The organism is Kitasatospora sp. NPDC058162 (assembly GCF_042884005.1).
Classification (GTDB): domain Bacteria; phylum Actinomycetota; class Actinomycetes; order Streptomycetales; family Streptomycetaceae; genus Kitasatospora.
The window spans coordinates 51,954-76,552 of record NZ_JBHVUS010000008.1 but is presented as its reverse complement, the minus strand read 5'-3'; the positions used below and the strand labels follow the sequence as shown (position 1 = coordinate 76,552).

25 protein-coding genes and 1 pseudogene are annotated in these 24,599 nt (G+C 74.0%); 14 read left to right on the top strand and 12 right to left on the bottom strand.

Features of this window, described 5'->3' with window-relative positions; all coding sequences use genetic code 11:
- Positions 1-237: 237 nt before the first annotated feature.
- Positions 238-867, top strand: a complete 630-nt coding sequence (locus tag ACFVXG_RS17875; RefSeq protein ID WP_387929003.1) for a CBS domain-containing protein — start codon at positions 238-240, stop codon at positions 865-867.
- Positions 868-1,027: 160 nt separating this feature from the next.
- Positions 1,028-1,678: a beta-glucanase gene (locus ACFVXG_RS17870; protein WP_387928546.1), complete on the top strand. Its 651-nt coding sequence runs from the start codon at positions 1,028-1,030 to the stop codon at positions 1,676-1,678.
- Between the two features lie 54 nt (positions 1,679-1,732).
- Here the strand turns inward: ACFVXG_RS17870 and ACFVXG_RS17865 are convergent, their stop codons facing one another.
- Positions 1,733-2,104, bottom strand: a complete 372-nt coding sequence (locus ACFVXG_RS17865; RefSeq protein WP_387928544.1) for a hypothetical protein — start codon at positions 2,102-2,104, stop codon at positions 1,733-1,735.
- Positions 2,105-2,313: 209 nt separating this feature from the next.
- Between ACFVXG_RS17865 and ACFVXG_RS17860 the strand changes: the two genes are divergently transcribed.
- Positions 2,314-2,673, top strand: a complete 360-nt coding sequence (locus ACFVXG_RS17860) for an SHOCT domain-containing protein (protein ID WP_387928542.1) — start codon at positions 2,314-2,316, stop codon at positions 2,671-2,673.
- 191 nt (positions 2,674-2,864) lie between these two features.
- Here the strand turns inward: ACFVXG_RS17860 and ACFVXG_RS17855 are convergent, their stop codons facing one another.
- Entirely contained in the window at positions 2,865-3,275 is a 411-nt protein-coding gene (locus tag ACFVXG_RS17855) for an organic hydroperoxide resistance protein (protein ID WP_355266881.1), read from the bottom strand.
- A gap of 184 nt (positions 3,276-3,459) precedes the next feature.
- On the opposite strand from ACFVXG_RS17855, the gene ACFVXG_RS17850 reads away from it, so the two are divergent.
- From ACFVXG_RS17850 to ACFVXG_RS17840, 3 genes are all read left to right on the top strand, one after another.
- Complete coding sequence (locus tag ACFVXG_RS17850; RefSeq protein WP_387928540.1) at positions 3,460-3,933, top strand: MarR family winged helix-turn-helix transcriptional regulator; 474 nt, start codon at positions 3,460-3,462, stop codon at positions 3,931-3,933.
- Positions 3,934-4,207: 274 nt separating this feature from the next.
- Positions 4,208-4,777 carry a sigma-70 family RNA polymerase sigma factor gene (locus tag ACFVXG_RS17845; protein ID WP_350502942.1) on the top strand — a complete coding sequence of 190 codons (570 nt, stop codon included), beginning with the start codon at positions 4,208-4,210 and terminating at the stop codon, positions 4,775-4,777.
- On the top strand, positions 4,774-5,508 hold the full coding sequence (locus ACFVXG_RS17840) for a hypothetical protein (protein ID WP_387929012.1): 735 nt from the start codon (positions 4,774-4,776) through the stop codon (positions 5,506-5,508). The genes ACFVXG_RS17845 and ACFVXG_RS17840 overlap by 4 nt, the downstream gene beginning before the upstream one ends.
- Before the next feature lie 126 nt (positions 5,509-5,634).
- Here the strand turns inward: ACFVXG_RS17840 and ACFVXG_RS17835 are convergent.
- From ACFVXG_RS17835 to ACFVXG_RS17825, 3 genes and pseudogenes are all read right to left on the bottom strand, one after another.
- Positions 5,635-5,802 (bottom strand): annotated as a pseudogene (locus tag ACFVXG_RS17835) (GAP family protein); the annotation flags it as partial.
- A 211-nt stretch (positions 5,803-6,013) separates the two neighbouring features.
- The gene (gene argG / locus ACFVXG_RS17830) at positions 6,014-7,426 is read right to left on the bottom strand and encodes an argininosuccinate synthase (protein ID WP_387928537.1); all 1,413 of its coding nucleotides are present in this window, start codon (positions 7,424-7,426) and stop codon (positions 6,014-6,016) included.
- 321 nt (positions 7,427-7,747) lie between these two features.
- Complete coding sequence (locus tag ACFVXG_RS17825; RefSeq protein ID WP_387928535.1) at positions 7,748-8,482, bottom strand: rhomboid-like protein; 735 nt, start codon at positions 8,480-8,482, stop codon at positions 7,748-7,750.
- 247 nt (positions 8,483-8,729) lie between these two features.
- Between ACFVXG_RS17825 and ACFVXG_RS17820 the strand changes: the two genes are divergently transcribed.
- Positions 8,730-9,464, top strand: a complete 735-nt coding sequence (locus tag ACFVXG_RS17820; RefSeq protein ID WP_387928534.1) for a rhomboid-like protein — start codon at positions 8,730-8,732, stop codon at positions 9,462-9,464.
- A 109-nt stretch (positions 9,465-9,573) separates the two neighbouring features.
- Here ACFVXG_RS17820 and ACFVXG_RS17815 read toward each other — a convergent pair whose 3' ends face one another.
- The 5 genes from ACFVXG_RS17815 to ACFVXG_RS17795 all read right to left on the bottom strand — a co-directional run bounded on the left by ACFVXG_RS17815 (position 9,574) and on the right by ACFVXG_RS17795 (position 14,081).
- Entirely contained in the window at positions 9,574-9,954 is a 381-nt protein-coding gene (locus ACFVXG_RS17815; RefSeq protein WP_387928532.1) for a VOC family protein, read from the bottom strand.
- 163 nt (positions 9,955-10,117) lie between these two features.
- Positions 10,118-11,794: a hypothetical protein gene (locus tag ACFVXG_RS17810; protein WP_387928530.1), complete on the bottom strand. Its 1,677-nt coding sequence runs from the start codon at positions 11,792-11,794 to the stop codon at positions 10,118-10,120.
- A 286-nt stretch (positions 11,795-12,080) separates the two neighbouring features.
- On the bottom strand, positions 12,081-12,737 hold the full coding sequence (locus tag ACFVXG_RS17805) for a VC0807 family protein (protein ID WP_387928528.1): 657 nt from the start codon (positions 12,735-12,737) through the stop codon (positions 12,081-12,083).
- The gene (locus ACFVXG_RS17800) at positions 12,734-13,399 is read right to left on the bottom strand and encodes a TetR/AcrR family transcriptional regulator (protein ID WP_387928527.1); all 666 of its coding nucleotides are present in this window, start codon (positions 13,397-13,399) and stop codon (positions 12,734-12,736) included. Before ACFVXG_RS17800 ends, ACFVXG_RS17805 begins: the two co-directional genes overlap by 4 nt.
- A 193-nt stretch (positions 13,400-13,592) precedes the next feature.
- Positions 13,593-14,081, bottom strand: coding sequence for a class I SAM-dependent methyltransferase (locus ACFVXG_RS17795; protein ID WP_387928525.1), 489 nt, complete (start codon positions 14,079-14,081; stop codon positions 13,593-13,595).
- 157 nt (positions 14,082-14,238) lie between these two features.
- Here ACFVXG_RS17795 and ACFVXG_RS17790 point away from each other — a divergent pair, with 157 nt between their 5' ends.
- The 3 genes from ACFVXG_RS17790 to ACFVXG_RS17780 are packed head-to-tail and all read left to right on the top strand — an operon-like array spanning position 14,239 to position 16,108.
- A complete protein-coding gene (locus ACFVXG_RS17790; RefSeq protein WP_387928523.1) occupies positions 14,239-14,907 on the top strand; it encodes a hypothetical protein in 669 nt (222 codons plus the stop codon).
- Positions 14,904-15,329 (top strand): hypothetical protein, encoded by a 426-nt coding sequence (locus ACFVXG_RS17785; protein WP_387928521.1) that lies wholly within the window; start codon positions 14,904-14,906, stop codon positions 15,327-15,329. The genes ACFVXG_RS17790 and ACFVXG_RS17785 overlap by 4 nt, the downstream gene beginning before the upstream one ends.
- A gap of 8 nt (positions 15,330-15,337) precedes the next feature.
- Positions 15,338-16,108 (top strand): class I SAM-dependent methyltransferase, encoded by a 771-nt coding sequence (locus ACFVXG_RS17780; RefSeq protein WP_387928519.1) that lies wholly within the window; start codon positions 15,338-15,340, stop codon positions 16,106-16,108.
- A 74-nt stretch (positions 16,109-16,182) separates the two neighbouring features.
- Here the strand turns inward: ACFVXG_RS17780 and ACFVXG_RS17775 are convergent, their stop codons facing one another.
- The gene (locus ACFVXG_RS17775) at positions 16,183-17,784 is read right to left on the bottom strand and encodes an ABC-F family ATP-binding cassette domain-containing protein (protein ID WP_387928517.1); all 1,602 of its coding nucleotides are present in this window, start codon (positions 17,782-17,784) and stop codon (positions 16,183-16,185) included.
- Positions 17,785-17,972: 188 nt separating this feature from the next.
- A complete protein-coding gene (locus ACFVXG_RS17770; protein WP_387928516.1) occupies positions 17,973-19,307 on the bottom strand; it encodes an NAD(P)/FAD-dependent oxidoreductase in 1,335 nt (444 codons plus the stop codon).
- A 383-nt stretch (positions 19,308-19,690) separates the two neighbouring features.
- Between ACFVXG_RS17770 and ACFVXG_RS17765 the strand changes: the two genes are divergently transcribed.
- The 4 genes from ACFVXG_RS17765 to lepB all read left to right on the top strand — a co-directional run bounded on the left by ACFVXG_RS17765 (position 19,691) and on the right by lepB (position 24,507).
- Positions 19,691-20,836 carry a magnesium and cobalt transport protein CorA gene (locus tag ACFVXG_RS17765; protein WP_387928514.1) on the top strand — a complete coding sequence of 382 codons (1,146 nt, stop codon included), beginning with the start codon at positions 19,691-19,693 and terminating at the stop codon, positions 20,834-20,836.
- Positions 20,837-21,049: 213 nt separating this feature from the next.
- Positions 21,050-22,621: a hypothetical protein gene (locus tag ACFVXG_RS17760; RefSeq protein WP_387928512.1), complete on the top strand. Its 1,572-nt coding sequence runs from the start codon at positions 21,050-21,052 to the stop codon at positions 22,619-22,621.
- A gap of 216 nt (positions 22,622-22,837) precedes the next feature.
- Positions 22,838-23,434, top strand: a complete 597-nt coding sequence (locus ACFVXG_RS17755; RefSeq protein ID WP_387928510.1) for a helix-turn-helix domain-containing protein — start codon at positions 22,838-22,840, stop codon at positions 23,432-23,434.
- 65 nt (positions 23,435-23,499) lie between these two features.
- Entirely contained in the window at positions 23,500-24,507 is a 1,008-nt protein-coding gene (gene lepB, locus ACFVXG_RS17750) for a signal peptidase I (RefSeq protein ID WP_387928508.1), read from the top strand.
- Positions 24,508-24,599: the final 92 nt, after the last annotated feature.

Below are 24,599 nucleotides of genomic sequence, written 5' to 3'. Positions count from 1 at the left end.
GTCGCCGCGCGCCCTCGAGTGCGGTGGGGCCGCAGATGGTGGCCGGGCGATGTCCGTTGTCGGAGGGGTGTTCGCGGGCCGGGGTCGTTGGTCCCACCCGTTCGGCCCCTTGGCCCCTGGCGATTCGCGCGGCCGGGGGCCATGCTGCCGGTACCGGCCGGGACGATCCGCGCCCGATCGGACCAGCATCGTTGGACGAGGTGAACCGGCGTGCGGCATGCCACCGTCGAATCTGTGATGACCAGCCCCGTGGTCCGGATCGCGCCCGAGACCGGATTCCGGGAGATCGTCGCGCTGCTGACCGAGTACGACATCACCGGGGTCCCGGTGGTGGACCCGGACGGGCGGCCGCTCGGCCTGGTGTCGGAGGCCGACCTGCTGCGCACGCTCGCCGCGCAGGAGGACCCGGGCAGTCTGCTGCCCGCGCCGGAGTCGGCGCAGGCCGGGCCGGGCGGCGAGGTCACGGCGGCGGAGCTGATGACGACGCAGCCGGTCTGCACCACGCCCGGCACCAGCGTGGTCGCGGCGGCCCGGCAGATGAGCCGGCACGGCTTGAAGCGGCTGCCGGTGCTGGACGAGGAGGGGAGGGTCATCGGCATGGTGAGCCGCGGCGACCTGCTGCGGGTGTTCCTGCGCGAGGACCGGGTGATCCGCCGGGAGATCGTCGAGGAGGTCCTCGGCCGGATCGACGGGGTGAGCCCGGCGGAGATCGGGGTGGAGGTCGAGCAGGGGCGGGTGGTGCTCAGCGGCACCGTGCCCGAGGCGCACCTGGTGCCGATCGTGCTGAACCTCTGCCGCTCGGTGGACGGGGTGGTCTCGGTGACCGACCGGCTCCGGGCCGGGGGCGCCACCGCGTCGGTCGGCTGACCGGGCGGTCCCCGGCTCCGGGTCGGGTTCCTGGTCGGGTTCGCGGACGATCCGCGGAACGCGGAGATCTGCTTCGCATACTGCGGAACGTATCGGGTAACTCACTCTGTGTGCCCGGCTGTTCGGACTGCCGGGGCGCCGGAGCACTCGGGAGGCGGCCGTGGCGGTCGTGTTCGATGCCGACTTCACTTCGACCAGGCAGTGGATCGCCGGGCGCAGCAGCGCGTACCCCCGGATGGGGCCGACCAACCGGAGCGACCACAAGCTCGACTACCTGAGCCACGACTACTGCCCCGGCGGGGTGTTCAGCGCCGTGCGGCGGCGCACCGGCGGGCTGTGGACGTGCAACCTGCTGACCACCGAGGGCAGTCCGGAGGCCTTCCAGGTCCGCACCGGTGACGTCCTGTCGGCGCGGGTCACGCTGCCCACCGCGCTGGGTGCCTGGCCTGCGATCTGGACCTGGCGGGACGGCGGCAACGAGGTGGACGTCTTCGAGTACCACCCGGACAACCCCGACCTGTTGGAGATCTCCAACCACGTGCGGGGCGGCTTCCGCTACTGGCACGGCGGCGGCGTCGGGGTCGCCCCGGGGGCGAGCATCGCCCTGCGGGTGGTGCTCGGAGCGCACTCGGTGGACTGGTACGTCGAGGAGGAGCTGGTCTACGCGGACCTGCACGGGGTCGGGACCGGCTGGCACGCCTACCTGATCGTCAACCTGTCGGTGTCGGACGGGACGTACCACGACCGGCCGGCGTTCGACGGGCCGGACCGGATGAGCTGGGTCTGCCGGAGCCTGACGGTCGAACGCTGATCCGGCGGGACGCCCTGGCCCCCTGGCCCCCTGGCCCCCGGGCGGGCGGTGGGGCTACGGCGCGAAGGCGGCGGTGATCGGGCCGCCCGGGCCGGAGCGGTGGAACCAGACCGCGCGGCGGTGGGCGCCGATGTGCGCGGGGTCGGTGACGTAGAGGTCGTCGCGCGGGGCGCGTTCGTTGCCGGGGGCCAGGGCGGCGTCCACGGCCCGGTCGGCGAGGGTGCGGAGGAGGGCGGTGGCGGTGGCCTCGGCGGCAGTGGGGGCGATCGCGAGGGCGGCGAGCTCGGTCCAGAGCGCGGTGGAGACGTAGGCGATCGGGGAGTGGTTGAGCGCCGGGTGGGGGCGGCCGTCGGCGTTGCGGCGGAGCAGCCCGGCCGCGACGAGCTGCTCGGGGGAGCGGCGGTCGTCGGGCGGTTGGTGGCTCATGGGTGGCAACGCTACCCCGGTGCGCGGGGCGGGTTCCGCAGGAACGTTTTCTCAGGCTTTCTTCACAGCGCTTTGACCCGCCGCGGGCGCACGATGGTGGTAAGGCGCTGGTCACCCCGGGCAGCGCGGCAGCTCAGGCCGTACGACGCCCCGGTGGTCACGGCGTCGATCACCTCGGCGGGCCCGCAGGGTCGGAGGAGGAGGACCTGATGAGGCACTGGCATTGGCACGGCTACGGCCCCGGCCACGGGCCGGGCGGCTGGGGCATCGCCCTGATGGCGATCGTCTCGCTGCTCGTCCTGGCGGTGCTGGTGCTCCTGGCCGTCGCCCTGTTCCGTTACGTCTCCCGCTCGCGGCAGCCGATTCCGCACGGCCCGGGCGCGGCGGGGGCGGTGGGCGGCGGTCCCGGTGGACCGCACGGCTGGGGGCACGGCCCGACTCCGGAACAGCTGCTCGCGGAGCGGTTCGCGCGCGGTGAGATCGACGCGGAGGAGTACTGGCACCGGTTGGACACCCTGCGCTCGCCGGGCGGCCCGGGGGGACCGGGCGGCAGCGGACCGGGGGAGTGACGGCGTGGGGGCGGCGGAGGCTGCGGGGGTCGAGACCGGGGCCCGGGGGATTCCGGGGGGTCGGGGGCAGGGGGCGGGGGAGCGGGTGAGCCCGCCGCACGCGGGGTGCGGCGGGCTCGCGCGCAGGGCGGGGTCCGGGCGGACGGTTGGGCCCCGCCCGGACCCCGGCCGGGACGTCGGACCTATCGGACCTACTCGACGACCAGCTCGACCGGGATGTTGCCCCGGGTGGCGCGGGAGTACGGGCAGACCTCGTGGGCCTGCTTGACCAGCAGCTCGCCGGTCTCGCCCGCGAGCGACTCGGGCAGCTCGACCCGCAGCACGACGGCCAGGCCGAAGCCGGCGCCGTCCTTGCCGATGGACACCTCGGCGGTCACCGAGACCTCGCTGGTGTCCACCCGGGCCTGCCGGCCGACCAGGCCGAGGGCGCTGGCGAAGCAGGCGGCGTAGCCGGCCGCGAACAGCTGCTCGGGGTTGGTGCCCTGGCCGCTGCCGCCGAGCGCGGGCGGCATCGCGAGGGCGAGGTCGAGCTGGCCGTCGGAGCTGACGGCGCGGCCCTCGCGGCCGTTGGCGGTGGCGGCTGCGGTGTAGAGCGCGTCCATGGTGGGTCCCTTCGTGATGCGCGGTCCGTGGTGCGTGGCGGTGCGCGGGGGCGGGCGGAGCGGTGGTGCTCCGGCGGCCGTCCGGTCCTCGGTGGAGGTCCGGCTGCCGTCTGCTCCATAAGTAGAGCACGCAATTCAGTTGCGCACAACTCAATGGCGCGACTTCGATCGGTACCATGGGGTCATGACCACGCTCCCCGGCATGGCGGACGAGGAACTGCTCCGCCTCGACCAGCAGATCTGCTTCTCGCTCAACGCCGCCTCCCGTGCCTTCGGTGGCGTCTACCGGGTGCTGCTCCGCGACCTCGGGCTCACCTACCCGCAGTACCTGGTCATGCTGGTGCTCTGGGAGGACGGCAGCCTGCCCGTCAAGCGGATCGGCGAGCGCCTGCGGCTCGACTCCGGCACCCTGTCCCCGCTGCTCAAGCGGCTGGAAGCGGCCGGGCTGGTGCGCCGCGAGCGCAGCCCGGAGGACGAGCGGTCGGTGACCGTCAGCCTCACCGCCGAGGGGTCCGGGCTGCGCGAGCGGGCCGGGCAGGTGCCGCGCCGGCTGCTCACGGCGACCGGACTGCCGGTCGAGGACCTGGCCGCGCTGCAGGTGCTGCTGGAGCGGGTGACCGTCGCGCTGGACTCGGCGGAGGTCGAGCCGGCGCCGTAGGGCTGCGGTGGGGTGGTGGGACGGTGTCGCGCTTGTCAAGCCCGCGTCCGGGTTGTATGTGATCTGGGTCACGTCAGAGCTTCCGGGTGGCCGTCGGTGGGCCCAAACGGGCAGGTCAGCGGCGCTTTTCGAAAATGAACGGAAACGTTCCCAAATGTCCGCCCGATCCGGTCGACAACACGCGCCTCCCGGACGGTTACACCACGAGCCCCGAAACGGGCCGTCGGCGTGCCATCCGGTGGGTCGGCCAGCTGACCCAGGAAAGGGGGCGCGTGTGGACACTCCCGGGCCGGGAGGGGAGCGGGGCCTGCGGGCGGACCCGCTCGACGACCTGCCGAACGACTTCGAGGCGTTCTTCACCCGCGAGAACACCGGCTACCTCCGCTACGCCCACCAGCGCCTGCGCCACCGCGAGGACGCCCAGGACGCCGTGCAGAACGCCGGCACCACGCTCTACAAGAACTGGCGTCGCGCCCTGGCCAGTGAGGACCCGCAGGCCTTCGCCTTCAAGATCGTCAAGGACGCGGTGGTCGACGTCCTGCGCGAACGCGGCCGCACCGAGCGCAAACGGCTGCGGGTGATCGCCCAGCGCCGCCCCGACACCAGTCAGGACGAACTGGAGGAACTCGCCGAACTGGACGCCCTGGACTGGGCGATGGACTCGCTCACCCGCGCCGCGCCGGTCCAGGCCGACGTCGTCCGGCTGCGCCAGGCGGGCACGTCCTACCACGACATCGGCCGGGCGCTCGGCATCGCCCACACCACCGCCCGCACCTACTACAGCCTCGGGCGGCGCCACCTGGAGTACCTGCTGGAACACCCGGACGACGGGCAGGCGACATGAGGGTCACCGCGCTGCTGCGCGCGCACGCCGCCGAGCTGGACCGGGAGTTCCGCGACCACGACCCGGCGGCCTTCACCCGTCGGCTGGCCGAGCGACTGGCCGCCGCCCGGCGGGCCGCCCCCACCGGGCGCGAGCGCCCGGCCCGGCCGCCCGCCGTCGCCCGTCCGCCGCACGCCACGGCCACCGGGGACCACCCCCGGGCCGGGGGAGGGTCCGAACTGCGGCGCGACCTGCGCCACCTGTGCGCGGGGGTGGCGGGTGCGGCGGAGCCCGGCGAACTGGCCCTGGACCTCGAACTCGCCGAGAAGGCCGCCTTCCGCACCCTCGGCTGCCTGCTCTACGGCATGGGCCGCACGGCGGACGGGGTCTTCTGGTGGCGGATCGCCGCCCAGTACGGCGACCAGCTGGCCGTGCACTGCCTGGCCGTCCACTACGCCGCCGAGGGCGAGCGGCGCGACGCCGCGCGCTGGGCCGCCGAGGCCGAGGACCTCAGCGACCCGGGGCGGCTGCCGGACGTCGCCCCCGCGGTGCGGCCGGGCTGCGCCGCCGAGCTGGCCGAGCTGGCCCGACTGCTGGCGGAACGGTACGACGGGGAGATCCTGCTGACCCTGCGGGGCACCGTGGCGGCGCCGCCTACGGGGCCGGCGGGGCTGACGGGGCCCGCGACGGCCGAGGCCGGGAGGCTGGGCGCACGCACGGTGCGGGGGCGGGGGGCGGGGCGGATCCGCTGACGGTCGCGGCGGGCCGGGGGCGTGGGTGGGTCGGGGTGCGGGCGGGCCGGGGGCGTGGGTCAGCCAGGACGGCCAGGTCGGGGTGGAGCCGCCCGTGCCGCCGGTGCCGGCCGCGTCGGCCGGGCTCAGGGCGGAGCCGGCCGTCAGCACGAGCGCCACGACCGCGCCCAGGCCGAGTACCCAGCCGGCCGTGAACGCCGTGCCGTTGAGCCGGGCGCGCGGTGAGGCGAGGATCAGCAGCACGGCGATCAGCGGCAGCGGGCTGAGCGCGACCGCCACCGCCGAGGCCAGCATCGGACCGATCGCCTCGCCCATCCCCGGGCCTGCCTTCCGTCGCCGGGCGCCGTCCGCCATTCAGCTACCGCCGGGGGCGGGGCGCACGGCCGGCTCGGCCGTCCGGGTGAAGGGGCGCGGCTGGGATCGGGAACGGCAGCGGTCGGGAACGGCCGGGGGCCGCCGCACCGGTGTGGTGCGACGGCCCCCGGCCGTTCCGGCTCGGCGCCGGTCAGTCGGTGCCGGACTCGATGGCCGCGTGGTCCAGCGCGGTGGACTCCGCCTCGTCGCCGGTGCCCGCCGCGATCGGGGCCGCACCGCCCGGGGTGAGCTCGCCGATCAGGCCGGTCCACGGCGCCAGCTGGCCGTGGCCCGCGTACTGCTCCAGCTTGCTGCGGGAGTCGGCGATGTCCAGGTTGCGCATGGTCAGCTGGCCGATCCGGTCGTCCGGGACGAAGGCGGCGTCGACGCTGCGCTCCATCGACAGCTTCTCCGGGTGGTAGCTGAAGTTCGGGCCCTGGGTGTCGATCACCGAGTAGTCCTGGCCGCGCCGCAGCCGCATGGTGACGCTGCCGGTGACGGCCTGGCCGACCCACTTCTGCAGGCTGTCGCGCAGCATCAGCGCCTGCGGGTCGAACCAGCGGCCCTCGTACATCAGCCGGCCGAGGCGCCGACCCTGGGTGTGGTAGGTGGCGAGGGTGTCCTCGTTGTGGATCGCGTTCAGCAGCCGCTCGTAGGCGATGTGCAGCAGCGCCATGCCCGGGGCCTCGTAGATGCCGCGGCTCTTGGCCTCGATGATCCGGTTCTCGATCTGGTCCGACATGCCCAGACCGTGCCGCCCGCCGATCTGGTTGGCCTCGTGCACCAGGTCGACGGCGGAGCCGAACTCACGGCCGTTGATCCGGACCGGGCGGCCGAACTCGAAGTCGACCGTGACGTCCTCGGTCGCGATCTCGACGGCCGGGTCCCAGAAGGCGACGCCCATGATCGGGGCGACGATCTCCAGCGAGGCGTCCAGGAACTCCAGCCGCTTGGCCTCGTGGGTGGCGCCCCAGATGTTGGCGTCGGTGGAGTAGGCCTTCTCGGCGGAGTCCCGGTACGGCAGGTCGCGCTCGGCCAGCCACTCGGACATCTCCTTGCGGCCGCCGAGCTGGGTGACGAAGTCCTGGTCCAGCCACGGCTTGTAGATCCGCAGGTTGGGGTTGGCGAGCAGGCCGTAGCGGTAGAACCGCTCGATGTCGTTGCCCTTGTAGGTGGAACCGTCGCCCCAGATCGAGACGCCGTCCTCCTGCATGGCCCGGACCAGCAGGGTGCCGGTCACGGCGCGGCCGAGCGGGGTGGTGTTGAAGTAGGTCTGCCCGGCGGAGCGGATGTGGAAGGCGCCGCAGGCCAGGGCGGCCAGGCCCTCCTCGACCAGCGGGGCCCGGCAGTCGATCAGGCGGGCCTGCTCGGCGCCGTAGGCCCGGCCACGGGCCGGGACGTCGGCGAGGTTCGGCTCGTCGTACTGGCCGATGTCGGCCGTGTAGGCGTAGGGCACGGCACCGTGCTCGCGCATCCACGCGACCGCCACGGAGGTGTCCAACCCACCGGAGAATGCGATGCCGATCCGTTCACCGACCGGCAGCTTGCTCAAGACCTTCGACATGCTTGCACCCTTGACCCACCCGCTCGGCGCGGGCTCCTGATTTAGCGACGTGTGAGGCGATTCGGCCTGATTGATCCGATGCCCGCACTCTGGCATAGATTTGCAGAGTACCGCAAGAGCATACGAACGCGTCGGTCGGGGTGGCCGCTCGTGACGCCTGTTCCCGGCGGGCCCGGGGTAGGTCAATTCGCTTGGGTGGAGGGTTGGTTGGGGAGTCAGCGGGCTGCGGCGGCCGGGGTGGGTGGCGCCGCTGGATGGTCCGGATGTTTTCCGGTGTTTCCGGAGTTTCCGGTGCTATCGGCCGACGGAGGGGTGGGGCCGTCAGGCGGTGGGGCCGGGCCCCGGGGCCGTGGGACGGTCCGGGGCGGGGCGGCGCGGGCCGGCGGCGAGGGTGCGCAGCCAGGGCGAGCAGGCGGCGAGGACGCCGAGCCCCAGGGCCACCAGGTGTCCGGCGTCGGCCAGTTGCTGGTCCGCCGCCCAGGTGCCGGCCAGTGCCACGGCGAGGGCGGGCAGGCCGTACCGGCGCAGCGGGCGCGGGCCCAGGGCGAGCAGGCAGCCGACGGTGGCGACCAGTCCGTAGCTGATTCCCACGTCCCGCGCGCGGGAGAGCGCCCCCGGGATGCGGGCGGTCAGCATCACCCACATGGCGCCCTCGGTGAGCAGGGTGGCGCCCAGGTGGCCGAAGACGAACACCGCGCCCGCGCGGGCCGGGCCCCAGCGCCACTCGGCCAGTCCCAGGGCGACGGCGACGGCCGCGATGCCGGCCCAGGCCGGGACCCCGTCGACCACCAGGCCGCTGGTGAACATCGTCCACCACTTGCCCACCTCCATGTGGTGGACGTTGCTGCTGTTGTGCCGGACGAACCGGGCCCGCTCGGCGTGGCTCTGGGTGGCGAGCCAGGAGGCGGTGACGGTCAGCAGGACGACGTAGACGGAGGTGAGGCGCAGCCGGAGGGCGGTTCTGCGGGCGGTCGACCGGAGGGCGGTCGTTCTGGACACCGGTCGCCGGGAGGTGGCGGGGTCGGTCGGCTTCGTCGTCCCGAGGCGGTCCGTCATCGTGGCTGGCGCCCTTAGCTGTGCGGTGTCCGGTGCCCGGCGGCCCCACGGGCGGCCGGAGAGCCAGCCTACGGCAGTCGGGGGCGGCCGCCCGCCGACGGTTCCCGGGGCGGTACCCTGCGCGGTTCCCGGATGGCGGGGAGGGGAAGGAGGGCCACGGTCCGGGCCGGTCACCCGAACGGGCCGTCGCGGCGGCGGGTACGGGCCGCGCCGCGCGAGGGTGAGGGGGACCGTCGAGGAGGCGCCGATGACCGGCAGCACCACCGGGGTGCCGCAGGCCCACCGGGGGCCCTGGTGGGCGCGCGCCGCCCGTGCGGTGTGGCGCTACGTCCGGCGCGCTCCCGGCACCTACGTCTGGCTGGCGATCCTGCTGGCCACCACCCAGGTGATCCGGCACGTCGACCCCGCGACCGCCGACCGGATCCTGCAACGGCGCTCCACCAACCTGCACCACCTCCAGGTCTCGCCGGTCCGGGTGCTGCTGACCAGCGCGCTGTGGATCGCGGGCGGCGGCTGGCTGAGCTACTTCGCGCTGTACAACGTCTTCCACGTGCCGGCCGAGCGCTGGCTGGGCACGCTGCGCTGGCTCTGCGTGGCGGTGCTGGCGCACGTCGGCGCGACCTACCTCAGCGAGGGCGTCCTCGGCTGGGCGATCCACCGCGGCCTCGCCGCGCCGAAGGCCGTCTACACGCTCGACTACGGCGTGAGCTACGCGCTGGCGGGGGTGGTCGGGGTGCTCACCTACCTGATCGTGCGGCCCTGGCGGTACCTGTACCTGGTCGGGGTGCTCGCGGTCTACGTCTACGGCGTCCACCAGAGCCGGGACTACACCAGCATCGGCCACCTCAGCGCGGCGTTGATCGGGCTCGCCTGTTACCCGATCACCCGGGACCGCCCCGGGGCCTTCGACCCGGTCGCCGCGGTGCGGGAGCCGTGGCGGCGGGCGCGCGGGTGGCTGCGCGGGTCCTCGCGCGGGCGGTGAGCGCGGTTCGGGCGACAGCCGGGGCTGTCGCTCCGGTGCCAGGCCCCGCTCGTGACGCGGGGCCGGGCACCGGCGTCTCCCGCCCGTGGGCGGGCACGGTCGGGCCGTGCTACGAACCGACGCGCTGGGCCAGGCAGAGGATGTTGCCCTCGCTGTCCTTGAACCAGGCGGCGCGCACGCCGTCGCCCTCGGCGACGCCGTTGACCGTCTTGAGGCCGGGGAAGTCGTACTCCTCGAAGGTGATGCCGCGGTCACGCAGGGCGGACATCTCGCCGTCGAGGTCGGCGACCTTGAAACTGGCGAGGGTGTGGGCGGCCTGTCCGCCGCTGGGGGTGTGGTAGATGGTGAACTGCGTCGTGCCGCATTCGCAGGTCATCTCCTCCTCACCCTGCTCGACGACCTTGAGGCCGAGGGTGTCGGTGTAGAAGGCCTTGGCGCGGGCGAGATCGGTGGCGGGGATGACTGCTTGCAGCGGTCCGTCTCCAAGCATGGTGTTTCGCCTCCTCTCGGTTACCAGGCTAGGGAGGTGTGCGGCCGGTCGCCCGGTGGGCGGGGGAGCGCTGCGGGGGGTGCGCGGCAGGTCACGCCGAGGAGTCAGGAGCCAGGAGTCCGGGGCCGGGCCGGCGTCGGGGACGATCGGTCCGTTCAGCGCATCAGGCCCACGGGGCCTTGCGGCCGCAGATCACCGGCCAGTCGGCGGTGGGGACGTTGGCGCACCACAGCTGATGGTCGTCGGGGCCGGCGGTCCGGGCGGAGAGGTTCTGGTTGACGCCGGCGCAGGTGGCGACGGGCGAGTACCGGGGGCAGCGGCCGGAGGCGTCCTTGATCACGTGGGCGCGCCAGGCGTCCAGGCCCATGTCCTGGACGCCGGAGGCGGTGGTCGGCATGTACTGGTTGGCCGACCAGGAGCCGGCCATGGCGGTGAACAGCGCGATCGCGCAGACTCCGCCCGCGGTGATCCGGCGGGCCGTCAGTGAGTTCGGGCCGGTGGGTGAGCCGCTGCCGGGCCGCGACAGCCTGCGGCTCCAGGCGGTCGCGCGCCGGACGCCCAGCATCAGTCCCAGCACCGCCAGGACGATCAGGCAGTACATGATGATCCACGTCGTCCGCGGGTAGAGCTGTACGGCCTGGGTGCGCTCCATCCGTGCGGCGAACCAGAACCTGAGCAGCCAGGAACTGGTGAGCACGGCGGCGACGGTCCGCACCAGGACGCCACCCCAACCGAGGCCGATCGCGAGCGCCGCTGCCGCGAGGATCAGCAGGGTGAAGGCGCTCTGCCCGGCCAGCTCGCCGCTGATCGGCCAGTTGTGGTGGGTCTGCGTGCCGGCCCGGTCGGACACCCAGCCCATCACGTAGGCCGGGTCGGCGTAGACGGTGATCATCGCGTACCGGTCCTCGGTCGTCGCGCCGAAGCGGACCAGCTGGTACAGCAGCGGCGCGCCGACCGCCGCGGCGCTCACCAGGGTCACCCCCAGGAAGAGCAGCGTCCGCTTCATGCACGCCGCCCCCTTCCGCCAGGGCAGCAGGAAGCCCGTTAGGACGAGCACACCGGGTGCGGCCCAGACGAACCAGCCGGAGTACCAGAGGAAGAGCACGCCCATCGCCGCTCCGAACGCAGCCGCCCGCCCGACGGCGGACCGGGCCGGTAGCCGGTGGGCCCGGCGCAACTCGCGCAGGCCGGCGGCCGACAGCGGCACCATGACGAGCATGGAGCTGTGGCTGTAGGGGCGGATGGGGTCGATGAAGAGCACGGCGGAGGGCACGGCGACGAGCAGGGCCCAAAAGGGGCGGAGCATCAGCCGCCAGGCCAGGTACGCCATCGGGCCGGCGACCGCGGTGCACAGCAGTTGCAGGTCCTGCATGGCGAACCCGACGCCGGCGACGCCACCATGGGCGCCGTGGAACAGCTCGCCCCAACCGGCCAGCAGGGCCGGGAAGAGCGGCGGATAGACGCCCGGGAGGCCCTTGCCGCGGATCATGTCGTCGGCCATGCCCATCACATTGCCCGGGTCGCCCTCCTGGCCCCCGAGCCCCCACGGGGTTCCGTGCAGCGCCACCGCGATGCCGCCGGCGACCAGGCCGGTGCTGAGCCCCGCGATCGCCGCGCACCCGAGGCGGAGCGCCGGGCGGTAACGCTCGGGGCCGGCGCGGTGCGCGGCGTACAGCAGCACGGTGAGGACGGGCACGGCGATCACCGCGGCGTGCAGCTGGAGACCGGCGAGGCCGCTCACCTGGCCGATGCGGACCAACGGGTTCACGTCGATGCTGCGAGCCCAGAGCATGAAGCCGACGCCGGTGACCAGGCTCACGAAGGCCTCGGCAACCGCCATCGAGTGCCGGGGCGGTCGAAGTCCGCCGGGCGCGCCGGAGGACGGGACGGTGCCTGGTTGTTCGGAGTGCGGCCCGGCGGCCCGAGCGGCCGAAGGCGCCTCGGTCGGACAAGTGGTCGCTTCAGTCATGCAGTTGTGCTTTCTCACTGTGCGTCCGCCGCACCGGGTCGAGTGCGCCGAACCCCCGGGGACCCCGCTTGACGGTCACGGTGGGGAACGACGATCACGCGCCCGGGTCACGTGGTGTGCCCCGGACGGAGCAACCGGGCCGGTCCCCGTCCTCCGGTCAGGCCCGCAGGCCGTGGCGCTTGGTGTAGGCGAGGTGGAAGAGGAACAGCGGTACGGCGATGACGGGCCAGCAGGCCTGCATGGCGGCGGGTGCGGCGTCCACCGGCAGGAGGTAGGCGACGGCGAGCTGGGCGAGGGCGTTGAGCAGGCTGGCCGCGCCCCAGACCGCGGTGAGCACCCGGAGGCCGTGGCGGAAGGCGGCGTCCTCGTCCCACCGCGCCTCCCAGGCGCGCAGTCCGTCCTTACCGGCCTTGACCTGGACGAAGGAGCGGAAGAGGAGCATCAGCGCCGGTCGTCCGTAGCCGACGGAGGCGAGCAGCCAGACGCCGATCAGTCCGCCGAGCATGCCGGTCCAGGCCTCGCGGATCAGCAGGGCGCGGGGGTCGCCGGTGAGCGTGGAGAGGACGAGTCCGAGCCCGATCATGCTGAGGATCAGCAGGGCGAGGAAGTCGAGGCGCCGGGTGCGGAGCAGTCGGACGACGACGGCGACCGCCGGGACCGCGGCCGACCAGAGCAGGGACCACCACTGGTCCGTGCCCGCGAGGCGCAGCCCGTAGTAGACGGCGAGCGGGAGGACGAGGTCGAGCAGCAGCGGTAAGAGGGTGGCGGCACGGCGGGTTCGCCCGTCCCGGCGGGGAGCGGCGTGGACGGTCATGACGCCTCCCCGTTCCTGGTGGCGAGGTCGAACAGGGTGACCAGTTCGCGCCCGTAGGCGCGCGGGTCGAAGCCGTCCCCGGCGGAGCTCCCGGCGGAGTTGCCTGCGGAGATCCGGTTGGCGGCCGCGTCGATGGAGGCGCGGATCGCGGTGGCCATCGCCTCGGCGTCGAAGGGGCGGAAGGCACCGCTGCGTTGGCCGTCCCGCAGGTGCTGCACCAGCAGGGCGACGGGGGTGTCGAAGCCGGCCGAGCTGACCAGCGAACTGCCGTCCTGCCGGCGGGCGTTGGCGAAGACGTCGACCAGCGCCCGTACCTCGACGGGGTGTTCGGCCAGGAAGTCGAGGTTCGCCTCGATGTAGGCGGCCAGCATCGCCGCCGGTTCGCGGTGGGCCCGGATCCGGGGCTGGATGGCGAGCCGTGCCTGCTCCTGGACGGTGTCGACCAGGGCCTGGAAGAGGTCCTCCTTGTCGTCGAAGTGGTACGAGATCAGCCGCACGCTGGACAGCTTGGCCCGCTTGGCGATCTGCGCGAACGAGGCCCGGGCGTAGCCGAGTTCGGCGACGGTCTCGATGGCGGCGGTGACGATCTGGGCGCGTCGGGCGTCGGTGGTGAAGCTCCGGCCGCTCTCCGGAGCGGCCGCGCCCTGAGGATTTACTCGCATGAGTAAAAAGTAACACGGGTCGGCAAAATCGAGGGCGTAAAAGAGCCCCGCCGCCTCCGGTGGGGGAGGCTGCGGGGCAGTGCGGGGGAGGAAGGTCAGGGTGCCCGGGCGAGCAGCACGGGCTGGAAGAAACCGGTGTCGGCGGGCTGCCTCCAGCCGACCCCGGTGAGGCCCGCCCCGGCCGCGAAGGTGGTCAACTGCTCCCGTCGTACGGGCGGGTGGAGGCCAGCAGCAGCCCGCCCGGGCGCAGGACCCGGCGCATCTCGGCCAGCGCGGCGTGGACGTCCTCGCCCGTGAGCAGGTGGGGGAGCGCGTTGTCGGCGCACACCACGACGTCGAACCGGCCGTCCGGAAACGGGAGTTCGCGCATGTCGGCGGCCGCCGCGGGCAGCCGGAGCCCGCGCGCGGCTGCCTCCGCGGCGGCCCGGGCGGCGGCGACCGGGCTGAGGTCGGTGCCGGTCACCCGGTGGCCGAGCGCGGCCAGGCCGATCGCCTGGGTGCCGATGCCGCAGGCGCAGTCCAGCACCTCGGCGGGGCCCTCGCCCAGGTGCTCCCGGATCAGGGCGTCCAGCGCGGCGCCCTGGCGGGCGAGCGAGGCGTTCCAGTCGGCGTAGAGCAGGTGGTAGTCCTCGGCGAAGTCGTCGTAGAAGCGGCCGAGTTCGGACTGCGGAGTCGGTCTCATGGCGTAGCGGTCTCCCAGGGGGCGTCGGCGACGACGCCGGACCCGGACGGCCGGCCGTCCTGGCCCTTCGTCGTGGCCGCTATCCTCGCGCAGACGTACCGAGACGGAGTAACGGTTTTCGAGGCCGCGGTTCCGGAACGAGGGGAAGGAACGGACCGTGGAACGGATACCGGACGAGGACCCGCTGGACGGGCTCCGGCCGCTGCTGGAGGCGGGGGAGGCGGTCCTCGGCTACGAGCCGGACGGGTCCTGGCCCGGCGCCGGGCAGGCGCCCGGTTTCGCCGACCGCTGTTGGGTGCTGCACACGCTGCGGGTGGACGGGCGGCCGCTGCGCTGGGCCGAGGCCCTGGCGGGTGCCGGGCGGCGCCTCGCCGACTGGCCCTTCACGCTGTCGCACCTGGTGTTCGACGAGCGCGTCGTGCTCCCGGGCGAGGTCGACCACCCGCTGATCGGGGAGCCGGACCGTGACTGCCTCGCACGCCTGGTGGAGGTGCTGGCCCGGCACAGCGCCGACGGTCCGGCGACCGACTGCCGCCTCGCCTCGGCTTCGATCGAGGACCTGGGGCGACCGGTGACGGCCCACCGCGGCCGGCTGGACGAGGTGCTCGCCCACTACGACGCCCGGCCGGGGTACGCCCAGTTCCCCGCGCACTGGTGGTCCGCGGACCGCTCCTGGTTCGTCCTCACCGACTGGGACCTCAGCGCCACCGAGGTCTTCGGCCCGCCCGCCCTGATCGCCGAGCTGCTCGCCGACCCCGGGCTGGAGGCCGTCCGCCACCCGAGCATCGCGGCGGTCCAGGGCGGCAAGCCCCGGTGGCCGGAGTGATCGAGCTGCCGGAAGGGTCCTGGTGGGACTGGGACGTGTACTCCTGGCGCCCCGGCGAGCTGATCCTGGCCGCCGGTCACGACCTCTGTTACCACCACGGCCTGGAACTGGTCCTCACCGACCCGCTCTACGTCCGCTGCCCCGGGGCCTTCCAGGACCCGGTGTTCCGCGAGCCGACGCCCGAGGAGCGGCGACTGGTCGAGCGGCAGTGCGGCGAGGAGCCGGGCGTGCTGCTCGCCTTCGAGGCGGACGGCGGCGGGGCGGAACCGGTGAGCGGGCTGATCGCCGCCGGGGGGCTGGAGGTGCGGGTCGGGTGGGTGCGGAGGTACCCGGCCGACCGTGGATCCGCCGGACGTGAAGCCGCCGGCCGTGGATCCGACGGCCGTGAATCCACTGGCAGCACGGCGCCGCCGCCGCGATGATGCGACCCATGCGACCCATGCGCACCTTCGAAGAGCTGATCGCCGAGTCGGAGTCCGTCTCCGTGGACGGCTGGGACTTCTCCTGGCTGGACGGCCGGGCCACCGAGGAACGCCCCTCCTGGGGCTACCAGCGGCTGCTGGCCGGGCGGCTGGCCGCAGCGACGGCGGCCCTGGACATCCAGACCGGCGGCGGCGAGGTGCTGGCCGGCGCCCTGCGCCGGGGTGGCCGCCCGCCCGTGCTGGCGGCCACCGAGTCCTGGCCGCCCAACCTGGCCCGGGCCACCCGGCTGCTGCACCCGCTGGGCGCGGTGGTGGTCGCCGACCCGGACGAGCCGCCGCTGCCGTTCGCCGACGAGGCCTTCGACCTGGTCAGCAGCCGGCACCCGGTCAAGGCCTGGTGGTCGGAGATCGCCCGGGTGCTGCGGCCCGGCGGCGCGTACTTCGCCCAGCACGTCGGCCCGGCCTCGGTCTTCGAGCTGGTCGAGTACTTCCTCGGGCCGCAGCCCGGGGCGCGCGAGGGCCGCCGCCCCGAGGCGGAGGGCGCCGAGGCGCAGGCTGCGGGGCTGGAGGTGGTGGACCTGCGCTCCGAGCGGCTGCGGATGGAGTTCCGCGACATCGGCGCGGTGGTGTACTTCCTGCGGAAGGTGGTCTGGATGGTTCCGGGCTTCACCGTCGCGGCCCACCTGGACCGGCTGCGCGAGCTGGACGCCCGGATCCGGGCGGAGGGGCCGTTCGTCGCCCATTCGGCGCGCTTCCTGATCGAGGCGCGCAAGCCGTAGCGGCCCGCCTGCCCCGCCGGCTCCCCGGCGGTGCAGACGGGCCGCTACGGCCGGGGTGGCGGCCTCAGGCGGCTTCAGGCCCGGGTGACCAGGTCCAGGTACGCGTCGTGCCAGAGGTCCTCCTCGCCGTCCGGCAGCAGCAGCACCCGGTCAGGTCGGAGCGCCTCGATGGCGCCCGGGTCGTGGGTGACCATCACGATCGCGCCCGGGTAGGTGCCGACCGCGGCCAGCACCTCCGCCCGGGAGGCCGGGTCGAGGTTGTTGGTCGGCTCGTCCAGGAGCAGCACGTTGGCGCCGGAGTGGACCAGGGCGGCCAGCGCCAGCCGGGTCTTCTCGCCGCCGGACAGCACGCCGGCCGGCTTGTCGGCGTCGTCCCCGCGGAACAGGAACGCGCCGAGGACGGTCCGCAGTTCGCCGTCGGTCAGCCCGGGCGCGGCCGCGGCCAGGTTGTCGCGGACGCTGAGCGCCGGGTCCAGGGTGTCGTGCTCCTGGGCGAAGTAGCCGAGCCGCAGGCCGGTGCCGGGGACGACCCGGCCGGAGTCCGGGCGCTCCTGGCCGGCCAGCACGCGCAGCAGGGTGGTCTTGCCGGCGCCGTTGAGGCCGAGCACGACCAGCCGGCTGCCGCGGTCCACCGCGAGGTCCAGGCCGCTCAGCACGGTCCGCCCGCCGTAGGCCTTGGCGAGGCTGACCGCGCCGAGCGGGGTGCGGCCGCAGGGCGCGGGCTCGGACAGCCGGATCCGGGCGGTGCGCTCGGCCTGCCGGACGGGTTCGAGCTCGGCGAGCATCCGGTCGGCGCGGCGGGCCATGCTGCGGGCGGTGGTCGCGGTGGCGACGTTGGAGCGCATCCGGTCGGCCTGGGCGTGCAGCGCGGCGGCCTTGCGCTCGGTGTTGGCCCGCTCCCGGGTGCGGCGGCGCTCGTCGGCCGCGCGCTGGGCCAGGTAGGCCTTCCAGCCGGTGTTGTGGACGTCCAGCGCGGCGCGCTGCGGGTCCAGGTGGAAGACCCGGTTGACGGTCTCCGCCAGCAGCCCGAGGTCGTGGCTGATCAGTACCAGTCCGCCCTGGTGGGCGGCGAGGAAGCCGCGCAGCCAGCCGACCGAGTCAGCGTCCAGGTGGTTGGTGGGCTCGTCCAGCAGCAGGGTGCCGTGGTCGGCGAACAGGATGCGGGCCAGCTCGACCCGGCGGCGCTGGCCGCCGGAGAGCGTGCCGACGGGGGAGTCCAGCACCCGGGCGGGCAGCCCGAGCCCGGCCGCGACCCGGGCGGCCTCGGCCTCGGCCGGGTAGCCGCCGCGGGACTGGAACCCGGCGTCGGCGCGGGCGTAGGCGTCCATCGCCCGGCGCTCCTCGGCGGCGGAGCCGGCCAGGGCCATGGCCTGCTCGGCGGCGCGCAGCGCGCGGACGGCGGCGTCCAGGCCGCGGGCGGACAGGATGCGGTCGGTGACGGTGACGGCCGGGTCGGCGGCGCGGGAGTCCTGGGCGAGGTAGCCGACCGGCCCGGTGCGGGTGACCGTCCCGGCGGCGGGCGGCAGTTGGCCGGCGAGGGTGGAGAGCAGGGTGGTCTTGCCGGCGCCGTTGCGGCCGACCAGGCCGATCCGGTCGCCGGGGGCGATGTGCAGGGTGACGTCGGACAGCAGCAGGCGGGCGCCGACGCGCACGTCGACACCACGGGTGGTGATCATGGGGTAACGCTCCGAAACAGCTAGCGGACAGACGGGTGGCGTGGAGGCGGGTCCGTCAGCTAGGAGATTCGGGGCGTAGACATGTCGGTCAGGGTAGTGGCCGGTCGGAACGGACGCACCCGAATTAACGGGTGCGCCCGTTCCGGCCGGGTCGGGACGGCGTCAGCCGGGGCCGGCTGTCGCAGCCGTCAGCCGCGCAGCACGGCGGCCACCACCGCCGGGTGGAACAGCCGGGTCGGCGGCGCGACCAGCGAGAGCACCTCGTGGAAGGCGGCGGTGACCTCGGGGTTGTGGGTGGCGCGCTGCAGCACCTTGTCCAGGTAGCGGTGCTGGAGCCTGATCAGCGAGCCGGAGGGACCGCCGGTGGTGGCGGCGAAGCGGACGTCCTCGGCACTGGACATCATCCACGCCGTCTTGGACACCGCCGCGATCTCCCGGCGCGCGTCGCGGGCCGTGGCCGGACCGATGCCGCCGTGCCGGGCGGCCGTCCGGCGCAGCACCTGGGCGCAGAACAGCGACACCGTGATGCCCTGCCCGTACACCGGGTTGAAGGTGCTCGCGGCGTCGCCGACCACCACCAGGCCGTCGGGGGCGCTGCGTTCGTAGTGCCGCCGCACGCCCGGGCCGGGGAGGAATCCGCGCACTTCGCCCGCCGGTTCGGCCTCCCGCAGCATCTCCCGCAGGGCCGGGTCGCGCAGGCGGGACAGGTGCTCGGTGAAGCCCTCGACGCCGGGCGCGGGTTCGGCGCCGCGCATCCCGGCCAGGCTGACGATCCAGCGGTCGCCCTCGACCGGCAGCAGGACGCCCATCCGCGGCTTGTCCGGGGCCTTGGTCTGGAGGTAGACCGCCTGGTAGCCGAGGTCGACGCCGGGCGGGCGGTGGAACAGCCGGGAGGCGTACGCGACGCCCGCGTCCACCCGCTCCTCGGGCACCGGGCGGCCCAGTGCGCCGAGCCACTTCGGCACGGAGGTCGAGCGGCCGGCGGCGTCGATGACCAACTCGGCCGGGATCTCCCGGACTTCGCCGCGCTCCCGGCCGCGCTCGCGGACCGTGACCCCGGTCACCCGCTGCGCCGAGCCGAGCAGCCCGACCACGTCGGTGCCCTCCAGGAACTCGATCGACGGCTCGGTGCGGACCCGGTCCAGCACCACCTTGTCCAGGACCGGGCGGGTGCACGAGAGGAACGCCAGCCGGGCCGGGTAGTCGGCCATCCAGCCGGCGGAGCTCAGCCACCGGAGGTCGCCCGAGGTGGCGACCCGGTGGGCGCCCGCGTCCGTCAACTCCTGCTTGATGCCGGGCATCAGCTCCTCCAGCGCCCGGTGGCCCGCCTCCAGCACCAGGTGGGCGTGCCGGCCCTGCGGCACCCCGGCCCGGAAGGCCGGCCCGTCCGGGTACCGGTCCCGCTCCACCACGACGATCCGCTCGGCGCGGCCCCGCAGCGCCCAGGCCGCCACCACGCCGGCCAGCCCGCCGCCGATCACCACCGCCGTGCCCCGCGCGGGGGCCGTCTCCGAAGAATCCATGCGACGTAGCGTAGTGGTGGCGGCGCCGGTCCGTAATCGTTCCAGCTGGACGAACGTGCCGGTCCCGCAGGCCCGTTGACGTCGCGCCGGGGTGGGCGGGTGTCGCCGGGGGCTTCGGCGGCGAGGTGCGGTGGCGGGGCCCGCCGGCGGGGCCCGGTGGCAAGGGTCGATCGTGCGGGTACTAAAATCGTGCGGGTTGCGTCGGCGTCCTCCGGGGCGCGCGGATTCGAGGAGGTGAGGGCCGTGGAGTGCAGTAGTACGGGCCGAAGTCGGCCCCACCCCCGGTTGTCCCGCAGGATTCGCGGCCCCCGGCACTCCTCCTCCGGTACGGCTCCCGCGCAGGGCTGACCCCGCCACCGGCGGGGCGCGCTGCCGGTCGCGCCGTGCGCGCGAGCAAGCGTCCGTTCTCCCGTCCGACGGCCGAGCGGCGGCCCGTCGACCCCCGGTCCGCGCCCGAGCACTCGATGGACCCGCGCCCCGAGCAGCCGGCCGAGCCGGTGGCGCTGGAACGTTCCGTCGTGGACGCGGCGGTGTACCGCGACGGCCGCCGGACGGCCGCGCCCGCCGACCTCGCCGAGATCTACCGCGAACTGCCCGACCGGCCCGGCACGATGGCCTGGATCGGGCTGTTCCGCCCGGCCGAGGCGCAACTGCTGGAGGCCGCGGACCGGTTCAACCTGCACGAGCTGGCCGTCGAGGACGCCATCGTCGCCCACCAGCGGCCGAAGCTGGAGCGCTACGGCGACACCCTGTTCGTGGTGCTGCGCGCCGCCCGCTACCTGGACGAGGCGGAGGAGGTGGACTTCGGCGAGATCCACCTGTTCGTCGGCCCCGAGTTCGTCATCACCGTGCGCCACTCGCAGGCCCCGGATCTCTCCGCGGTGCGCCGCCGCCTGGAGGACGACCCGGAGCTGCTGGCGCTCGGCCCGGAGGCGGTGCTGTACGCGGTGCTGGACGCCGTGGTGGACGGCTACGCGCCGGTCATCGCCGGGCTGCAGCACGACATCGACGAGATCGAGACCGAGGTGTTCGGCGGGGACCCGCACGTCTCCCGCCGGATCTACGAGCTGTCCCGCGAGGTGATCGAGCTCCAGCGGGCCACCCGGCCGCTGCTGGAGATCATGCGGAGCCTGGAGGCGGGCTTCGGCAAGTACGGCACCGACGAGGAGCTTCAGCGCCGGCTGCGGGACGTCGCCGACCACGCCACCTACGCGGCCGAGCGGGTGGACGGCTTCCGGCAGATGCTGCAGAACATCCTGACGGTGAACGCGACGCTGGTCTCGCAGCGGCAGAACGAGGAGATGAAGCAGCTCGCCGAGGCGGGGCACGCGCAGAACGACGAGATCAAGAAGATCTCCTCCTGGGCGGCCATCCTGTTCGCACCGACCCTGATCGGCACGGTCTACGGGATGAACTTCGAGATCATGCCGGAGCTCAAGTGGGCCTTCGGCTATCCGTTCGCGATCGGTTTGATGGCGCTGGTCTGCACCGGGCTGTACCTGGTGTTCAAGCGCCGCGACTGGCTCTGACGGCCCCGGGCGGGCCGTCCGTATGCCATCGGAGGGCCCCGCGCTAAGGAAGCGTCAAGAACCCCGTCCGCCGGTGTCAAGGTGGCGTCAGGGAGCGTCTCATCGCAGGTGGCGCGGCACTAGCGTCGCGCGGCGGAGAGAAAACGGTTCTGCGTTCGGTTCCCACCGGGAGCCCCCGGCGGACCGTGCAGCGGGGGAAAGGGACGTGTGGTCATGACCACCTCGACAGCGGGCAGATCGGCCACCTCGGAGGAGGCGGCCGCGGGCGGGGACGACGGCCCGGAACCGACCGGAGGTCCGCAGCCGGCCGGGAGCACGGCACCCGCCGGAGCGCGGGTCCCGACCGGCTCGCTGGCCCGGCTCGCCCAGGGTCTGCGGACCGTCGGCAGCCGCTCCTACTGGACCACCCCGCGGCTGGTCCGCGGCCTCACCGCGCTCAGCCTGGCCGCCCTGATCGGCCTCGGCGCCACCGCCACCGCCGTGCTCGGCGGCGCCCGCGACGGCACCGACACCATCGGCCACCAGGCGGCCCCGCAGGCCACCCGCGCCGCCGACCTGTACTTCGCGCTCAGCGACATGGACGCCCAGGCCGCCAACCTGCTGCTGGTCGGCGACGACCCGGACTACGCCACGCTGCGCAAGCAGACCCTGGACACCTACGAGCAGCGCCGCAACCAGGCAGACGACGACCTCCAGAAGGCCGCCCAGTCCGCCGCCGACGACCCGGCCGGGCAGCGCGCCGTCCAGCTGGTGCTCGGCCGACTCGGCAGCTACGAGGCCCTGGTGGCCCGCTCCCAGCTGCTGGAGGAGCAGGCCAAGGCCCCGGCCGGCCAGCCCTCGCCCGCCGCCCTGGACGCCTACCGGCAGGCGTCCGACCTGCTGCGCAACCAGCTGCTGCCCGCCGCCGACCAGGTCACCGCCGCCAACGAGGCGACCGTCGACCAGGTCTACGGCCAACAGCGCGACGCCCTGGGCACCGGCTGGTGGTGGCTGTTCGTCGTCGGACTGCTCGCCCTCGCGGCGCTGGTCGGGCTCCAGCGCGTGCTGGCCGTGCGCTACCACCGGGTGATCAACCCCGCGCTGGCGGGCGTCACCCTGCTGACCGGCGTGGCGCTGGTGACCGGGCTGGCCCTGGTGGGCCGCACCTCGGACCACCTGGTGACGGCCAAGAGCGACGCCTACGACTCGGTGATCACGCTCAGCCGGGCCCGCGCCGTCGCGTACGACATGAACGCCGACGAGAGCCGCTACCTGATCGACCCGGGCCGCGCGGCCGTGTGGGAGCAGGCCTACCTGGAACAGAGCGAAGCGATCGTCCACTTCGACGGCGCGACCCTGGGGACGTACAACACCCGGCTGCAGACCGCCGTCGACGGACACCGGCAGAACCGCTCCAACGTCCCCTTCGGCGGGTACCTGGGCAACGAACTGCACAACATCACCTTCACCGGCGAACAGGACGCCGCCGAGCGGGTCCTGGGCGCCTTCCAGGAGTACCAGGTGATCGACCACCGGATGCGCGACCTGCGCGCCGCCGGGCAGCTCAAGGACGCCATCACGCTCAACACCGGGCTCGCCAAGGGGCAGTCCAACTACCAGTTCGGGCAGTTGAGTTCGGCCATGCAGGAGACCATCGACGTCAACCAGAAGGCGATGGACTCGGCGCTCGCGGCGACCGACGGCGACCTCGACGGCAGCACGGCGGCGCTGGGCGGGATCGTCCTGGCGGCGGCGCTGGTCCTGACCGCGCTGGGGGTGCGGCCCCGGCTGCGCGAGTACCGGTAGGGCGGGTCGGGCTCACTCGGTTCGTCGGATCTCCCGGGCCGGTGGCCCGGTGACTGGAAGTGTGTGATCAGGGAAGCCGTAGGACGGGGGCCCGGTGGCGATCGGCGGATCGCCACCGGGCCCCTGCCGGCTGCCGGGGCGCGTAGGTGGCAAGGAAGAGCCGTCACCGGTGTGCCGGATTGACAAACACCCTTGCCGTCCCGGCGAATAGCAGGCATGGCCGACGAAGACTTCGAGAACGTCCTCACCACGGTGGGCCCCCGGCTGCGGGCGCTGCGGCGGGAGCGCGGCACCACGCTCGCCAAACTGGCCGCGGCGACCGGCATTTCGCTCAGCACACTGTCCCGGCTGGAGTCCGGGCAGCGCAAGCCGACCCTGGAACTGCTGCTGCCGCTGGCCCGGGAGTACCGGGTGCCGCTGGACGAACTGGTCGGCGCCCCGGCCACCGGCGACCCCCGGATCCACCCGCGTCCGATCGTCAGGAACGGCCAGACCATCGTCCCGCTCACCCGCCACCTCGGTGGTCTGCACGCGTACAAGCACATCATGCCGCCCGGCCGGAACAGCGGGCCCGAGCTGGAGTTGAAGGTCCACGAGGGCTACGAGTGGCTGTACGTGCTCTCCGGGCGGCTGCGGCTGGTGCTCGGCCCGCACGACCTGGAGCTGACGGCCGGTGAGGTCGCCGAGTTCGACACCCGGACCCCGCACGCCTTCGGCAACGCCGGCTCGCAGCCGGTGGAGTTCCTCAGTCTGTTCGGCCCGCAGGGCGAACGGATCCACATCAGGGCGCGCCCGGGAACCTCTGTTCGGTAGGTTCGTTCCCTGACAGGGGGTTTCCGCTTCGGGCTCCCAGCAGGCCGCCGGGAGGGGCCGAATACATGAGTGTGCAGCAGAGCACGGAGTCCGGCGAGAGCGGTGGAACCGAGCAGCGGCCGGGCACCGGCCCGGCCGGAGCGGGAACCGGGTCGGTAGCCGGGGCGGTAACCGGGCCGGACGGGCCCGTGGCCGGCCCGGTGGAGGGGCCGGATGCCGGGTCGGCCGCCGGAGCCGGCGGCGGGACGCCCGCCGACCCGGAGGAGCCCGCCGGGGCCGGTGCGAAGCCCGCGCGCAAGAAGCGCCCGTTCTGGCAGGAGCTGCCGATCCTGCTGGTGATCGCCCTGCTGCTCTCGCTCGGCATCAAGACCTTCTTCGTGCAGGCCTTCTCGATCCCCTCGGGCTCGATGGAGAACACCCTGCAGATCGGTGACCGGGTGCTGGTCGACAAGCTCACCCCCTGGTTCGGCGCCGAGCCCGAGCGCGGTGAGGTGGTGGTGTTCCGCGACCCGGGCGGCTGGCTGGACGACACCGGGCCGACGAGCTCCGGCGGCTTCATGACGACCGTCCAGAAGGCGCTGAGCACCGTCGGCCTGATGCCCTCGGCGGACGAGAAGGACCTGATCAAGCGGGTGATCGCGGTCGGCGGTGACACCGTCGAGTGCAACGCGGGCAGCCCGGTGAAGGTCAACGGCGTCGCGCTGGACGAGCCGTACCTGTTCCCCGGGGCGACGCCCTGCGACAACGACCCGGTCGGCACCGTCACCGTGCCCAAGGGCAAGCTCTGGGTGATGGGCGACCACCGCAACAACTCCCGGGACTCCCGCCCGCACCACAACCTCACCGGGGACGGGTTCGTGCCGGTGGACAACGTGGTCGGCCGGGCCTTCGTGGTGGCGTGGCCGATCTCGAACTGGTCCACCCTGCCCGTCCCGGACACCTTCGACAAGGTGCCCTCCCGGGCCGCGGGCAGCCCGCTGGAGGCACCTCCGGCGCCGGCGGCGCTCGCCTTCGCCGGGGTCGTGCCGATCGCGCTGTGGCGGCGCCGGCGGGCGCGGCGCACCGCGGGCTGATCCGGATCGGGTGGCTTCGCCGGAACTCCGTCCGCCGTGTTCTACACGGCTGTAGAGTTCCGGCGACGGGCCGCGGAGCCGGGCGCGGCCGC

Excerpts from the sequence above, each read along its gene's own strand:
- ACFVXG_RS17875 (WP_387929003.1), top strand. The coding sequence starts at position 238 with ATGACCAGCCCCGTGGTCCGGATCGCGCCCGAGACCGGATTCCGGGAG.
- ACFVXG_RS17865 (WP_387928544.1), bottom strand. The coding sequence starts at position 2,104 with ATGAGCCACCAACCGCCCGACGACCGCCGCTCCCCCGAGCAGCTCGTC.
- ACFVXG_RS17860 (WP_387928542.1), top strand. The coding sequence starts at position 2,314 with ATGAGGCACTGGCATTGGCACGGCTACGGCCCCGGCCACGGGCCGGGC.
- ACFVXG_RS17855 (WP_355266881.1), bottom strand. The coding sequence starts at position 3,275 with ATGGACGCGCTCTACACCGCAGCCGCCACCGCCAACGGCCGCGAGGGC.
- ACFVXG_RS17850 (WP_387928540.1), top strand. The coding sequence starts at position 3,460 with ATGACCACGCTCCCCGGCATGGCGGACGAGGAACTGCTCCGCCTCGAC.
- ACFVXG_RS17840 (WP_387929012.1), top strand. The coding sequence starts at position 4,774 with ATGAGGGTCACCGCGCTGCTGCGCGCGCACGCCGCCGAGCTGGACCGG.
- argG (WP_387928537.1), bottom strand. The coding sequence starts at position 7,426 with ATGTCGAAGGTCTTGAGCAAGCTGCCGGTCGGTGAACGGATCGGCATC.
- ACFVXG_RS17825 (WP_387928535.1), bottom strand. The coding sequence starts at position 8,482 with ATGACGGACCGCCTCGGGACGACGAAGCCGACCGACCCCGCCACCTCC.
- ACFVXG_RS17820 (WP_387928534.1), top strand. The coding sequence starts at position 8,730 with ATGACCGGCAGCACCACCGGGGTGCCGCAGGCCCACCGGGGGCCCTGG.
- ACFVXG_RS17815 (WP_387928532.1), bottom strand. The coding sequence starts at position 9,954 with ATGCTTGGAGACGGACCGCTGCAAGCAGTCATCCCCGCCACCGATCTC.
- ACFVXG_RS17810 (WP_387928530.1), bottom strand. The coding sequence starts at position 11,794 with ATGGCGGTTGCCGAGGCCTTCGTGAGCCTGGTCACCGGCGTCGGCTTC.
- ACFVXG_RS17805 (WP_387928528.1), bottom strand. The coding sequence starts at position 12,737 with ATGACCGTCCACGCCGCTCCCCGCCGGGACGGGCGAACCCGCCGTGCC.
- ACFVXG_RS17800 (WP_387928527.1), bottom strand. The coding sequence starts at position 13,399 with ATGCGAGTAAATCCTCAGGGCGCGGCCGCTCCGGAGAGCGGCCGGAGC.
- ACFVXG_RS17795 (WP_387928525.1), bottom strand. The coding sequence starts at position 14,081 with ATGAGACCGACTCCGCAGTCCGAACTCGGCCGCTTCTACGACGACTTC.
- ACFVXG_RS17780 (WP_387928519.1), top strand. The coding sequence starts at position 15,338 with ATGCGACCCATGCGCACCTTCGAAGAGCTGATCGCCGAGTCGGAGTCC.
- ACFVXG_RS17775 (WP_387928517.1), bottom strand. The coding sequence starts at position 17,784 with ATGATCACCACCCGTGGTGTCGACGTGCGCGTCGGCGCCCGCCTGCTG.
- ACFVXG_RS17770 (WP_387928516.1), bottom strand. The coding sequence starts at position 19,307 with ATGGATTCTTCGGAGACGGCCCCCGCGCGGGGCACGGCGGTGGTGATC.
- ACFVXG_RS17760 (WP_387928512.1), top strand. The coding sequence starts at position 21,050 with ATGACCACCTCGACAGCGGGCAGATCGGCCACCTCGGAGGAGGCGGCC.
- ACFVXG_RS17755 (WP_387928510.1), top strand. The coding sequence starts at position 22,838 with ATGGCCGACGAAGACTTCGAGAACGTCCTCACCACGGTGGGCCCCCGG.
- lepB (WP_387928508.1), top strand. The coding sequence starts at position 23,500 with ATGAGTGTGCAGCAGAGCACGGAGTCCGGCGAGAGCGGTGGAACCGAG.